This window comes from Paenibacillus terrigena DSM 21567 (genome assembly GCF_000374845.1).
In the GTDB taxonomy this organism is placed as follows: Bacteria; Bacillota; Bacilli; order Paenibacillales; family Paenibacillaceae; genus Paenibacillus_K; species Paenibacillus_K terrigena.
Genome location: NZ_KB895412.1, coordinates 479,609 through 493,029 on the forward strand (window position 1 = coordinate 479,609; position 13,421 = coordinate 493,029).

General features: G+C 49.0%; 11 protein-coding genes. 8 read left to right on the top strand and 3 right to left on the bottom strand.

Going from position 1 to position 13,421, the window contains the following annotated elements; translation table 11 throughout:
• The first annotated feature begins 141 nt into the window (after window positions 1-141).
• The 3 genes from C558_RS0102220 to C558_RS0102230 are packed head-to-tail and all read left to right on the top strand — an operon-like array spanning window position 142 to window position 3,720.
• Window positions 142-1,620, top strand: a complete 1,479-nt coding sequence (locus tag C558_RS0102220) for an aminotransferase-like domain-containing protein (RefSeq protein WP_018754585.1) — start codon at window positions 142-144, stop codon at window positions 1,618-1,620.
• 6 nt (window positions 1,621-1,626) lie between these two features.
• A complete protein-coding gene (locus tag C558_RS0102225; protein WP_018754586.1) occupies window positions 1,627-2,541 on the top strand; it encodes a D-alanine--D-alanine ligase in 915 nt (304 codons plus the stop codon).
• Window positions 2,542-2,547: 6 nt separating this feature from the next.
• Window positions 2,548-3,720, top strand: a complete 1,173-nt coding sequence (locus C558_RS0102230) for a pyridoxal phosphate-dependent aminotransferase (protein ID WP_018754587.1) — start codon at window positions 2,548-2,550, stop codon at window positions 3,718-3,720.
• 67 nt (window positions 3,721-3,787) lie between these two features.
• On the opposite strand, the gene C558_RS32320 is transcribed toward C558_RS0102230, so the two are convergent.
• On the bottom strand, window positions 3,788-4,168 hold the full coding sequence (locus C558_RS32320; protein ID WP_018754588.1) for a YxeA family protein: 381 nt from the start codon (window positions 4,166-4,168) through the stop codon (window positions 3,788-3,790).
• Between the two features lie 22 nt (window positions 4,169-4,190).
• A complete protein-coding gene (locus tag C558_RS34145) occupies window positions 4,191-4,445 on the bottom strand; it encodes a hypothetical protein (RefSeq protein WP_018754589.1) in 255 nt (84 codons plus the stop codon).
• A gap of 286 nt (window positions 4,446-4,731) precedes the next feature.
• Between C558_RS34145 and C558_RS0102245 the strand changes: the two genes are divergently transcribed.
• A complete protein-coding gene (locus tag C558_RS0102245) occupies window positions 4,732-7,950 on the top strand; it encodes an efflux RND transporter permease subunit (RefSeq protein ID WP_018754590.1) in 3,219 nt (1,072 codons plus the stop codon).
• Window positions 7,951-7,965: 15 nt separating this feature from the next.
• Window positions 7,966-8,850 (top strand): TetR/AcrR family transcriptional regulator, encoded by an 885-nt coding sequence (locus C558_RS0102250; RefSeq protein WP_018754591.1) that lies wholly within the window; start codon window positions 7,966-7,968, stop codon window positions 8,848-8,850.
• Window positions 8,851-8,915: 65 nt separating this feature from the next.
• Here the strand turns inward: C558_RS0102250 and C558_RS0102255 are convergent, their stop codons facing one another.
• The gene (locus tag C558_RS0102255; RefSeq protein WP_018754592.1) at window positions 8,916-9,929 is read right to left on the bottom strand and encodes a tagatose 1,6-diphosphate aldolase; all 1,014 of its coding nucleotides are present in this window, start codon (window positions 9,927-9,929) and stop codon (window positions 8,916-8,918) included.
• Between the two features lie 434 nt (window positions 9,930-10,363).
• Here C558_RS0102255 and C558_RS0102265 point away from each other — a divergent pair, with 434 nt between their 5' ends.
• The 3 genes from C558_RS0102265 to C558_RS0102275 all read left to right on the top strand — a co-directional run bounded on the left by C558_RS0102265 (window position 10,364) and on the right by C558_RS0102275 (window position 13,415).
• Window positions 10,364-10,720 (top strand): DUF2085 domain-containing protein, encoded by a 357-nt coding sequence (locus C558_RS0102265; RefSeq protein ID WP_211220725.1) that lies wholly within the window; start codon window positions 10,364-10,366, stop codon window positions 10,718-10,720.
• A gap of 168 nt (window positions 10,721-10,888) precedes the next feature.
• Window positions 10,889-12,388, top strand: a complete 1,500-nt coding sequence (locus tag C558_RS0102270) for a sugar ABC transporter ATP-binding protein (RefSeq protein WP_018754595.1) — start codon at window positions 10,889-10,891, stop codon at window positions 12,386-12,388.
• Window positions 12,389-12,416: 28 nt separating this feature from the next.
• Window positions 12,417-13,415 (top strand): ABC transporter permease, encoded by a 999-nt coding sequence (locus C558_RS0102275; protein WP_018754596.1) that lies wholly within the window; start codon window positions 12,417-12,419, stop codon window positions 13,413-13,415.
• Window positions 13,416-13,421 lie beyond the last annotated feature (6 nt).

Sequence of the window (13,421 nt, forward strand, 5' to 3'; positions counted from 1 at the left end):
TGGGTTAGAATGCTGGTTATCTATAGATACCCGATTGTGAAGGAGATGAAACAGGGGAGCCACGCACGCATCGAAAGTCGCCTGCTGTGGTTCTTTTGCTGTATCGGCAATTATGACATGATAGGGATAGGAGGTGTGGGGATGTATTCTGATTTCAAGTTCGCGGATAATCGGCCTGTGTATATTCAGGTCAAGGATTATATGAAGCGTCTAATACTAAAAGGTGCGTTGCAGGCGAACCAGAAGCTCCCGTCCACACGAGAATTGAGCGTATTAATGAATGTTAGCCGCAACACGGTCTTGACCGCATACTCCGATCTGGAGGAGGAGGGCTTCATCTACGCGTTGAAGGGCAAGGGCAATTACGTGGCTTCTTCATCAGGAGAGGTTAAGACTCCGGCAGGCGAGGAAGCAGGACATCAGCTGGATTGGAGCCAGCGCATCAATGATTATGCGCGATTGGCTGAGCAGGAGGACCTGATGAAGCATGGCATACGGGCAGAAAAGGGTTCAATTCTATTCACGAGCATCGCTCCGGATGAGAAGCTGTTCGATCTGAATAATGTGAAGCGGGCGTTCCTTGATCGGATGTCGATTGAGGGGGAAGTGCTTCTCAACTACGGGTACGCCAAGGGCTACAAGCCGCTCATTGACTATCTGCTGCGGTATATGGAGAACAAAGGCGTTGATCTGACGGGTAAAGATCTTCTCATTACCGATGGTTTCACCGAAGGCTTCGACCTTGTGCTGACCGGCCTTGGGAAGTCCAGCGGCCATGCCATCTGCGAGAATCCGACCCATCATACTGCGCTTAAAAATATGAGGCTCCATCAGTTCGCCATCACAGGTATCCAGATGGAACCGGACGGAATGAATCTGGAGCAGTTGGAGCGGGAGCTAACGGCACAGCGCTTCGATCTGGCTTATCTGGTTCCCTCCTACCATAATCCAACGGGGATTGTCATGTCTCCAGAAAAGCGAGTGGAGGCCATTCGGTTATTAGGCAGGAGCCAAGTTCCTATTATTGAGGATGGCTTCAACGAGGAGCTCAGGTACTCAGGCTCCCATGTGGCGCCATTGATCGCAAGCGTCGGCAAGAGCAATAATGTCATTTATATAGGCAGCTTCTCCAAAATACTATTTCCCGGTCTGAGGGTTGGTTGGGTGCTGGCGGACAAAGTATTGGTCAGCTACTTGGAGAGCGTGAAGCGGGCGCGCAGCATTCATACCTCTACGCTAGATCAGTCTTTGCTGTACCAGTATCTTCATAATGGCAACTTCGAAAAGTATTTGAAGCGTGCGCGGGCGGAATACAAAAGAAAATACGAGCTCGCCTTGCACTGCTGCAATACGTATATTCCATTTGCTCGATTATCTGGAGATGGAGGCCTACATTTGTTCATCGAGTTCGAACCGTCCTTCCAGGCTAGGGAACTGTTAGAGGCATGCACGGAAAAGGGTGTGGTGTTCACGCCAGGTGATATATTCTACGTCAATGGCAGAGGGCAAGGCAGTCATACGATGCGTCTAGGTTTCTCCAGGGTAACGGATGAAGACATTGTAAAAGGGATTCGAATCATAGGCGAGACAGCTGGAGCAATTAGACAAACGAGAGGATGAAGGTGTGTGAAGATCGGCGTAATTATGGGAGGGTTATCATCGGAACGGGAGATTTCACTCCTTACAGGGCAAGAAATGATGGGTAACCTGGACAAAGTTAAGCATGAGGTATATCCAATTGAGATCAACGGTAAGCGGGATCTAATCGACAAAACAGCAGGGCTGGATCTAGCGTTGCTCGCCCTTCATGGGAAATACGGGGAGGACGGAACGGTCCAGGCAACGTTGGAATCGCTCGGTATTCCTTATACGGGAAGCGGTGTCCTAGCTAGCAGCGTATGCATGGATAAGGAGATGTCCAAGAAATTAATGCGCTGTGAGGGGCTTCATACCGGGGAGTCGGTCCAAGTAAGCCATATGGATGAGTTAGAAGCAGTAGATGTTGATCGTCTAGGGTATCCGGTGGTAGTGAAGCCGAATTCGGGAGGCTCCAGCATTGGCATTCAGATTGTCGAGCATCCCGGAGCACTATCGGCAGCTGTGCAGGCCGCTCTGGAATGGGATGATTCTGTAATGATCGAGCAGTTCCTTGCAGGAGAGGAAATTACTTGTTCCATATTGAACGGTGAGCTGCTTCCAGTCATCTCTATTCGAGCCAATGCAGGAACTTTTTTTGACTATACATCCAAGTACGAGGACGGCGGGGCTGACGAACGAGTCATTCAACTGCCGCAAGAGGTTCATGAGCGGGTTGAGGCTGCAGCGCTGTCTTGTTATCGGGTACTAAGGTGCAGCGTGTACGCTCGCATCGACATGATTGTGAAAGACGGCATCCCTTATATTCTTGAAGTGAATACGTTGCCTGGCCTGACGAAGAATAGCTTGCTGCCCAAAAGTGCGGCTGCAGCCAATATTTCATTCCCTGAGCTATTAGAGCTTATTATGATATATTCCTTGGAACAAAGAGATAGAAAGGAGTAGGACGATATGAACGGAACGAGTGCATTCTTGTCCCCATTGGCGCGTACGATGCCGCCGTCTGGGATTCGACAGTTTTTCAACGCAGTCAATGCAAATCCACGTGTGATCTCACTTGGCGTAGGAGAACCAGACTTCCGGACACCCAAGCACGCCAGGGAGGCATGCATGCGCATGCTGGAGGCGGAGAACATGACCTATACGCCGAACGAGGGGCTAATGGCACTTCGGGAGGCTATAGCCGACTATTTGTACGAAGGCTGGCGGTTGGCCTATGAGCCTTCTAAGGAAGTACTGATCACTGTTGGCGGCAGCGAGGCGATTGATCTAGCGCTTCGCGCATTGATCACTTCCGGCGACGAGGTTCTCGTTCCTGTTCCTAATTATGTTGTCTATACACCTATTGCCCTTCTGAATGGTGGAACGGTGGTCGAGATCCCCTTATCTGCCTCCAAAGGCTTCAAGCTGACGGCAGAAGCTTTGCGTCAAGCGATAACGCCGCGTTCCAAGGTGCTTGTTGTTAATTTTCCGAACAACCCGACCGGAGCTATTATGACGTATGACGATTGGTTGCCGATTGCCAAGCTTATTGAAGAGCATAATCTAATCGTATTATCCGATGAGATTTATGCCGAGCTCACCTATGAACAGAAGCATATCAGTCTCGCTTCTCTGCCGGGAATGAAGGATCGCACGATTGTGATCAGCGGATTTTCCAAAGCTTTTGCAATGACGGGGTGGCGGATCGGCTACGCCTGCGGTCACTCTGATTTAATCGGTGCAATGACGAAGATTCACCAATATACCGCGATATGCGCGCCAGTTCTTGGGCAGATTGCTGCTCTGGAATGCTTGCGTGGCTGTATGGAAGAGAAGGACAGGATGATTCAGTCCTACGATCAACGCAGACGCAAATTCGTTCAAGGGTTAAAAGATATCGGCCTGCCCTGTAAGGAACCGGAAGGGGCCTTATATGCTTTTCCGTCCATCGCTCATACGGGAATGAGCTCTCAACAGTTTGCGAAGAGATTGCTTGAGGAAGCTAACGTTGCGGCAATTCCAGGAGATGTGTTCGGACCGGGGGGAGAAGGACATCTGCGCTGCTGCTACGCGGCCTCCTCCAGTCAATTGGCTGAGGCTTTGCAGCGTATGGATTATTTTCTGCGAAGTCAGAAGATATAGAATTCCCAATAGGTTAGAAGCGTAATAACAAAACCCGGCAGCTAAGCTGCCGGGTTTATTTGCTTTGTTATTTTGCCGCGAGTAAAGGTTTTGCTGCCGAAGGGATATCGCTCGCTTGGACCTCTTCCCAATGGGTCACGACATCAGCTTTGATCGTAACGGCGAGATAAGCATCCTTGCGTAGTACTTTGTTTGCTGTAAATTCAAGATCCTGCTTTTTTCCGTCTTTATCGACGCCAGACAGGTTATAGAGATATCGGGTATGTTCTCTGCCGTCTGAATCTTTATCGGTCTTTTCCTTATAGGAATCACCGACGATCGTGAAGTAATCATTACCTTTCAGGAAGGGATTGTGCTCGGGCGCATATTTCGATACGGCTGCAGCGCCCCCGAGCATCACGATGAAGATTACGGCAAGAACAAAAATGAATTTGGTCGATGTTTTCATAGGTTGAATCTCCCTTCTGAAATTAAATGTATTGCTCTTGATTATTGAAACGATGCTGTGGCGGTTGTGGACGCTCTTTGCGCACGAACATATAGACGATGATGCCGATAATAGGGAACCAGAATAAGACGGCTGTAATGATCCAAGCGACCGTGTTATCTTGATAACGTTCGGAAGCATCTCGGAAAGCCCAAATCATGAGTGCGATATGAATAACGAATAGAAATGCGGGAATAAGAAACAATGCTATACCTGCGAGAATAATAAGTGTGTGCATAGTGATCTTCCTTTCAAAATGGGATAAGTCAGCGCCATGTTTCGTGTGGATATGGTGCCAAACTGTTGTCTCGTTGTGATGTATTAAGCTTACGACGGAATCAAATGGGGAACCATAGATTTAACTTTCATGATTCTTACATCTTTGTAATTTAGGCATGCTAAGTATTGAACGGTCATTCAACTCGCGTAAATTTGATTAATGGAAATCGATTAGATATACTAAATATTAGATTGAACAACCGGTCAAATGGTTGAAAAAGAGAATGCTTAGGGGAGGAAGAAACGTGAAGAGTATTATCCGTTTTTCGTTGAATAACAAATTCGCGATTTGGATCCTGACCATTATTGTCACGGTGGCAGGATTATATGCGGGAATGACGATGAAGCAAGAGACGCTTCCGAATCTGGATCTGCCGGTACTACAGGTCATGACGGTGTATCCAGGCGCAGCGCCGGAAGAGGTCGTCGATAAAATATCGAAACCGCTCGAACAAAGGTTCAAAAATTTATCCGGTGTAAAAACCGTGACATCGACTTCGATGGAGAACGTGTCCGCCATCACGGTGGAATATGATTATGGACTAGATATGGAGAAGGCCGCCTCGGATATTCGCGAGGCAGCATCGACGGTACCGATGCCCGACGGGGCGCAAGATACATCGATTTCGCGAATAAGCATGAACACTTTCCCAGTCATTACGCTCAGTGTATCGGACGAATCTTTGTCGATGGAAGAGCTGACGAAGGTCATCGAGAACGAAGTGAAGCCAAGCTTCGAAGGCCTGAATGGGGTCTCCGATGTTTCGATTGCTGGACAGCAGTTGAAGGAAGTACAGCTGACGTTTAATCAGGCCAAAATGAAGGAGCTCGGTCTTTCAGAAGATACTGTAAAAGGGATTGTGCAAGGATCGGCGCTCAATGTGCCGCTTGGTCTCTTCGAGATGGGCAAATCCCAAAAGACAATCGTTGTCGACGGGAATGTGCAAAGCTTGGATGATCTGAAGGCAATTCGTATTCCACTCATCCCAAGCGCAGCAGGAACACCAAGCGGAGCACAAGGTGCACCAATGGGCGCAGGTAAAGCAGGAATGCCGGCAGGTGGCGCAGCGGGGAATACAGCAGCTGCAGGACAAATGCCTGCAGGCGGGGCACAGGCAGGTGCTGGAGCAGCGGCAGGGATGCCTGCGGGCTTGCCGACTGTCGCCTTGAAGGATATTGCAGATATTCAATTGGTGAGCAAAGCTGAATCGATCTCTCGCACGAACGGCAAGGAATCGATCAGTATTCAAATTGTAAAAGCCGCGGATGCGAACACGGTTGAAGTCGTGAATGCCGTGAAGAAGCAGTCGGAAAAGTTCGAGCAAGATTATAAAGGGATGAAACTCGTTGTTATGCTCGATCAAGGGAAACCGATTGAGCAATCTGTATCCACGATGTTGAGTAAGGCTGCATTCGGTGCATTATTCGCGGTCATCATTATTTTGTTGTTCTTACGCAACTTCCGGACAACAATCATATCCATCATTTCGATTCCATTGTCCTTGCTTATTGGGATACTCGTACTGCGTGAAATGGACATTACGCTGAATATGATGTCGCTAGGCGCCATGACGGTAGCCATCGGACGGGTCGTGGATGACTCGATTGTCGTTATTGAGAATATATACCGAAGAATGACGTTAAGCTCCGAGAAGCTTAAGGGTAAAGCATTGATCCTGGAAGCGACGAAAGAAATGTTCATGCCGATCATGTCTTCGACCATTGTAACGATTGCCGTATTCCTGCCATTAGCGCTTGTTAGCGGCATGGTTGGTGAGTTATTCATGCCATTCGCGCTCACGATGGTGTTCGCATTGCTTGCTTCCCTGCTCGTAGCGATTACGATCGTACCGATGCTGGGACATCAGATGTTCAAGAATGGCATCAAGAATGCGAAAAATCATGATGAGAAGCCTGGCGTTTTGGGGAATTTCTACAAACGTGTGTTGACGTGGTGTCTGAACCACAAGCTCATTACATTCGGCGCAGCGATTCTATTGCTTGTAGGCAGCTTGTTCTTAACCAAAGCGGTCGGTGTGAGCTTCTTGCCTGAACAAGAAGAGAAGATGGTCATGGTCACGTACTCCCCAGCACCGGGAGAACTCCGTGCAGATGTCGAGAAGCATGCGCTTGAAGCTGAGAAATTTATTATGAAGCGTGAAGGCGTCGAGAAGATACAATATTCGATTGGCTCTAGCGGCAACCCGATGATGAGTATGGGTGGCGGGTCTTCGAATTCCGCGTTGTTCTATGTGATTTACGATCCAAAGACGAAGAACTTCGCAGAGGAGCAGAAAGCACTCGTCGAAGGAATTAAGCAAGCGGCTCCGTCCGAGGGGCAGTGGAAGCAGATGGACATGGGTGCTGGCAGCTTTGGCGGCAGCAAGATGACCTTGACGGTATACGGGGATTCCCTGGCCGACATTAAGCCAGCTGTTGAGAAGATTGAAGAAGTTATGAAAAAGGATAAGACGTTCGAAAAAGTCGAGTCTAGCATGAAGCAGACGTATGCGCAGTACACGCTTGTTGCGGATCAAGAGAAGCTCAGCAAGCTGGGCTTGACGGCAGGGCAAGTTGCGATGAAGCTAAGTCCTGTTCGGGAGCGTCCTGTGCTAACGACGATTGAGAACGAAGGCAAGGAATACAAGGTCTACGTTCAAGTAGACGAGAAGAAATATGCGAATATTGATGATATCAAAAATACGAAAATCACATCCCCACTTGGTATGGAAGTACCGATCAAAGATGTTGTAGAAGTGAAGGAAGGCGAATCGCCGAACACAATTACACGCAAAGATGACCGGATGTTCGTCAGTGTCACAGCGGATATGACAACGGCGGATGTGTCCAAAGCATCTACGAATCTGAAGACGAGTATTGACGCACTGAACCTGCCTTCGACAGTTAAGGTTGAATTCGGCGGTGTAACGGAGCAAATTACAGAGACCTTTACTCAACTCGGTCTTGCAATGGCTGCAGCGATTGCGATTGTCTACTTCGTCCTTGTCGTGACATTTGGTGGCGCACTCGCTCCACTGGCGATCCTATTTTCCTTGCCGTTCGCGATCATTGGCGCACTTGTAGCGCTCTGGCTTGCAGGCGAGACCATCAGTGTATCCGCGATGATGGGCGCATTGATGCTCATTGGTATTGTCGTGACGAATGCGATCGTATTGCTCGACCGTGTTATTCATAAAGAGCGAGAAGGACTCACGACGCGTGAAGCACTTCTCGAAGCAGCAGTGACTCGTCTTCGCCCGATCCTTATGACAGCACTTGCGACGATTGGTGCATTAATTCCGTTAGCGCTCGGATTTGAGGGTGCAGGGATTATATCGAAAGGTCTTGGGGTAACGGTCATCGGCGGTCTGACAAGTTCGACACTGCTCACCCTTGTGATCGTGCCAGTCGTGTATGAATTCTTAATGCGGTTCCGCAAAAAAGAACGCGAGGAAATGATCTAAGGAGACGTGTTCAAATTGAATTCAAAACGAGTGCTGATATTAGAAGCCGCGATGAAATGCTTTGCGCAGAAAGGGTTTCATGCGACATCGATTCAAGAGATTGCGGACGTGCTCGGCATCGCTAAAGGCTCGCTGTACTTCTACTTCAAGTCCAAGGAAGATGTGCTGATCTCGGCCTTTGAACATTATTATGATCTCATGACACGCGAAATGTTGTCCGTGGCGAAGGATCAGAGCCTCTCGCCACGGGATCGATTATCGAGACAATTGCTGCTCCAGCTCGAGCAGATCATGCAGCATCAGGAATTCATCGTGATGATGATGAACGAGCAGGCGATCCAGATTAATGAAGAGATGCATCGTTTCATGTTCAAGTCGAAGTCCACGACATTATATTGGTTCTATGAAAGTATCGTGGAGATCTACGGCGACGAGGCCAAACCGTATGCGATTGATGCGTCAACGATTATCCAAGCAATCGTGGCTGATTATACGAGTTACATGCTGCTCTATCGCAAGAAATTTGAACCGGTCCGTCTAATCGCCTTCTTCATGGAGCGATTGGATGATGTGGTGCAAGGGATGATGAAGCAGGGTGGGAAGCCGATCCTGTCCATGGGCAACATGCGTAATTTCATGAAAATGGCGGAGGAAGGGCGAGGAAAGCTGATCTCGCCCGTGGATCAAGCGTTAAATCAGTTACGACAGCTTGTAAGTGACATGCCAGGCACGTCGCCAGTACAGGCCGAACTCTTGGCTTGCTGTGATGTAATGGATGAAGAATGGGCCAAGCCGGGACCACAGCGGCTCATTATGAAAGGGCTGATCGCGTATCTGCGTACGTTCGAGCAGCCCGAATTGCTTCCGTGCCTCCATGCGCTGGAGACGGAACTGAAATAAATAGAAGAGGCGGTCCTTAAATCAAGGGCCGCCTCTTTTTTCTTCAATTTATTAGAAAGGAATGGTTAACCAATCACTTCGATATCATCTAGCGATGATCCATACACGGACCACCATGGTTTAGCGCCACGCTCGAGCTCAGCATTAAGCAGATCGATATTCTCTTTCCCTTTCGTTTGCAGCCAAGTGGCAAGCCCTGCATCTCCGCCTTCACCATACGCAGCGACACCGTCGAACCAAGTGGCTCGGCCGCATAAGACGCCGCAGAAGTTCGCGCCTGCTGTGGCCGCGAATGCAACTGTCTCCCGGAAGAGTTCGGAGGTGACGCCAGCGCTAAGGTAAATGAAAGGAACAGTCGCAAGGTCGGAGGCTTCCTTGAAATGGGCGGCTGCTTCAGCTTGCGTATAAGCAATCTCACCTTTCGCAAATCCTTCGACATAGTTGAAATTGACCGGAACTTCGAGCTTCAGCACGTCAATGGCATAACGAGGCTTCGTGAATTCTTTGATCGTCTCTTTAACTTTAGCCGGCTTCAATCTCGCAAATTCCAAGCTCTTGTCATCGGCAATGTCCGAATCATAGACGATCGGCTCTACGAAGAGCGGAATATCGACGGCTTTGCACTCCGCGCCTATACGTTCTAGAAAGGCATGCTTTTGTTCGTTAATCTCAGCAGGTTCATTCGGATCGTAGTAGACTAATATTTTGACGGCATGCCCGCCGTGTTCTTGAATTCGTAGCGCAGACAGATCTGTGATGAGGTCAGGCAATCGACCCGGTTCAGTAGCGTCGTAGCCTGTTTTCTCGTAAGACAAGAGGAGTCCAGCATCTGCAGCTTTGGTCTTGATTCCTTCGGAACCCGTCTCCAGATCGAGTAGAATCGCACTAACATAAGGAGTTAGCTCGCGAGAGACAGCTGCTTTGAAGGCATGGACTTGCTCGATGCGATAATCGTCGCCTTTAACCTTCTGAATCATCTTCTTCATCGATCCCCGTTGGTCAATCGCTAAGGCGGCAATAACGCCTTGTTCATTGGACAATTGCTGTAATCCTTCGAATTTTCCGCGTTGCATTTGCATGGTTGTCACTCCTTATTTGTAGAATTCATATATGTGTAAATTTCAACATGAATCAACATTTTTTTCAAAGATATCGCGCATTTTCATCGCGCGTAAACTGGGATTATGATATGTTATAACTATGGATTTTATCCATAAATTCCCTCATTCAGTCGTTGCTTGAACGGGAGGAAGGTACATAATAAGTTGTTGGAGAGTTTAAGACATGAGAGGGGAATGAAGATGGGTTGTCCAAAGTGTGGCAGTGATCAAATCCAAATTATCTCGGAGACGGAGACGAAAGGTTTCGGTGCAGGGAAAGGGTGTCTTGGATTTTTGATACTCGGGCCAATTGGCTTTTTGTGTGGGCTATGCGGGATGGGGAAGAGCAAGTCGAAAGCATCCCGGATGTGTGTATCATGTGGAGCCAGATTTAAGTAATGGGACCGACCACTTTGTCACGAAAAGATGCGATTTGGCTGCGTCTTATGCGGATTGGCTGCCAATCCGGTTGTCATCAGCGAGCGGACCGCAGCTTTGCCTGGCAAGGTTATCAGTTCCCGATCTGCGCACGTTGTACGGGGGTTATTCTTGGTCAAATCGGTATGGTCATTCTTTTGCTGATGTCCGTTCGGATCACACTTGGTGTCAGCGTGATTGGTCTAGGTATTATGTTCATCGACTGGCTGCTTCAGCGGCTTAAGGTGAAGGAATCAACCAATTGGCGGCGATTGATTACCGGAATACTAGGCGGATGCGGACTGATTGGGTGTTATGCTTGGTTATTTACATGGATTCGAAGTTTATGGTAAGTCGAAAGAAGCGTTTTATCGTTCAAGTAAGGGACGATCGGAACGTTTCTTTTTTATTTTTAGAGCATGAAATCATAAAATAATAAACTTTTTTGCAGAGATTATTCCATTTCATGTCAGTGACTTTGGTCCTACAATAAGTTTACAAGATAGCGGGGGGATATAACGATGAGCGAAGCGCTGCTGCGCATGGAAGGAATCGACAAGCATTTTCCAGGTGTACACGCCTTAGACCGATGTCAGTTCGAGCTATTGACCGGTGAGGTGCATGCGCTTGTCGGGGAGAATGGAGCTGGCAAGTCGACGATGATGAAAATCGCGACAGGCGTTTATAAGAAGGATGCGGGACGCATTCTTTTCAAGGGACAGGAAGTGGACATTCCGGATACGCGGACCGCGCAGCAATTAGGGATTAGCATTATCCATCAAGAGCTGAATCTCATGCCGCATCTGACGGTGGCACAGAACATGTATATCGGTCGTGAACCGCGTTATCTCGGGTTGTTCGTCGATGACCAAGAGTTGAATCGACGTGTACAGGTGCTGCTCGATCAGATGAATGTGAAGATAGATCCGCGGACCAAAGTATCGGAATTATCAGTTGCAAAGCAGCAAATGGTGGAGATTGCGAAGGCGCTGTCCTTTCAAGCAGAAGTCCTGATCATGGATGAGCCGACGGCAGCATTAACAGACTCGGAAATTCAGGAGCTGTTCCGTATGATTGAACAATTGCGCCAGAAAGGCGTTGGCATTGTATATATATCGCACCGAATGGAAGAGCTTAAGCAGATTACAGACCGGATTACGGTCATGCGAGATGGCTGTTATGTGGATACCGTCCACACGGAATCAGTAACGATCGATCAGATCATTAGCATGATGGTAGGTCGCGAGCTCTTTAACAAGGCACAGATTGAAGAGACTTCTTCGGATGCCGAGATGGTGCTCGAAGTGGAGGGGATTTCTCGTGGTAAGGAGCTTAAGGATATTCATTTCCATGTGAGAAAAGGAGAAATTGTCGGGTTCGCCGGACTCATGGGCGCAGGTCGAACCGAGGTCGCACGTGCGATATTCGGAGCGGATCCCGTGGATGAGGGGAAGATTCGCATGCAAGGACAGCAGGTGCGCATACGAAATCCGCATGATGCAGTAAGACACGGGATCGGTTATTTGTCCGAAGACCGCAAGCGGTACGGGCTGCTCGTGGATATGGATATACGAGAGAATATCGCGATCTCGAACTATGCCAGATTCAGAGGGCTTGGATGGATGCGAACGAAGGAGATGCACCGAAACGCAGAGTTCTATACCGAGGCCTTGTCCATTAAGACCCCGGGTGTACATCAGACCGTGAAGTTCCTCTCTGGCGGCAATCAGCAGAAAGTCGTTATTGGGAAATGGCTGACACGGGATTGTCAGGTGCTTATCTTCGATGAACCGACGCGCGGGATTGATGTTGGTGCTAAGGCGGAAATCTACAAGCTATTAGAACAGTTGGCAAGCGAAGGGAAGTCGATCATTATGATCTCTTCGGAGCTGCCGGAGATTCTGCGGATGAGCCATCGTGTAATCGTTATGTGCGAGGGGCGGATTACCGGCGAGTTGAGTAGAGAAGAGGCGACACAGGAAGAGATTATGCGGCTGGCTACGATGCGAATCAGTGGATAGAGAAGGATAACGGGAAGGGGTTCATGTTATGAAGGGTACTACCATTGTAGAGAAACAGCCAGTTCAGACGCACCAGAAGAAGGCTACTGCAGGGTCTGGTGCGAAGCAGAAGATTCTAGCCTTCGCCAGCTTGATTGTATTGATTGTCGTCTTCTCTTTATCGTCTAGCAATTTCTTCGTCTTCGATAATCTGGTAGGGATCATGCTATCGACGGCCGTCATTGGCGTGCTCGCGCTCGGTTCCACCTTCGTTATTATCACCGGAGGGATTGATCTCTCGGTTGGTACGGTCATGACGTTCTCGTCGGTCATGGCAGGCGTGATCATTAATTTCTGGCATGTACCGCTGCCGCTCGGTGTTGTTGGGGGGATTCTAGCGGGAGCGATCTGCGGATTAACGAGTGGCCTCATGGTCGCGAAGATGAAGATTCCGCCGTTCATCGCGACACTTGCCATGATGATGATTACGAAGGGGTTATCTCTTGTCATTTCGGGAACCAAGCCGATCTACTTCAATGATTATCCGAATTTCGCCAAAATTTCGATGGGGAAGCTGATTCCAGGCATTCCGAATGCGATTCTGATCTTCCTAGGGCTGGGCGTGATCGCGAGCATTATTCTCACGAAAACCTTAATCGGCCGTTATACCTTCGCGCTCGGTAGTAATGAAGAGGCGACACGCTTATCCGGGGTGAATACCGTTCGTTGGAAAATCGTGATTTATACGATGACAGGGGTATTCAGTGGCATTGCAGGTATCTTGATGGCATCACGTCTCAATTCCGCTCAGCCTGCACTCGGCAGCGGCTATGAGCTCGATGCGATTGCAGCGGTCGTGATTGGCGGTACATCCCTGAGCGGCGGCGCCGGTTCGATTCTGGGTACCGTCATCGGTGCGTTGATCATGAGTGTATTGACGAATGGGCTGCGCATTCTCTCGGTTGCACCGGAGTGGCAGACGGTGATCGTCGGGTTTGTCATTATTCTTGCGGTGTATGCGGATATTCTTCGTCGCCGGAAAAGGTAAGCTGGG

Coding starts and splice junctions, on each gene's coding strand:
- C558_RS32320 (WP_018754588.1), bottom strand. CDS start 4,168: ATGAAAACATCGACCAAATTCATTTTTGTTCTTGCCGTAATCTTCATC.
- C558_RS0102255 (WP_018754592.1), bottom strand. CDS start 9,929: ATGCAAATGCAACGCGGAAAATTCGAAGGATTACAGCAATTGTCCAAT.
- C558_RS34145 (WP_018754589.1), bottom strand. CDS start 4,445: ATGCACACACTTATTATTCTCGCAGGTATAGCATTGTTTCTTATTCCC.
- C558_RS0102270 (WP_018754595.1), top strand. CDS start 10,889: ATGAGCGAAGCGCTGCTGCGCATGGAAGGAATCGACAAGCATTTTCCA.
- C558_RS0102220 (WP_018754585.1), top strand. CDS start 142: ATGTATTCTGATTTCAAGTTCGCGGATAATCGGCCTGTGTATATTCAG.
- C558_RS0102275 (WP_018754596.1), top strand. CDS start 12,417: ATGAAGGGTACTACCATTGTAGAGAAACAGCCAGTTCAGACGCACCAG.
- C558_RS0102230 (WP_018754587.1), top strand. CDS start 2,548: ATGAACGGAACGAGTGCATTCTTGTCCCCATTGGCGCGTACGATGCCG.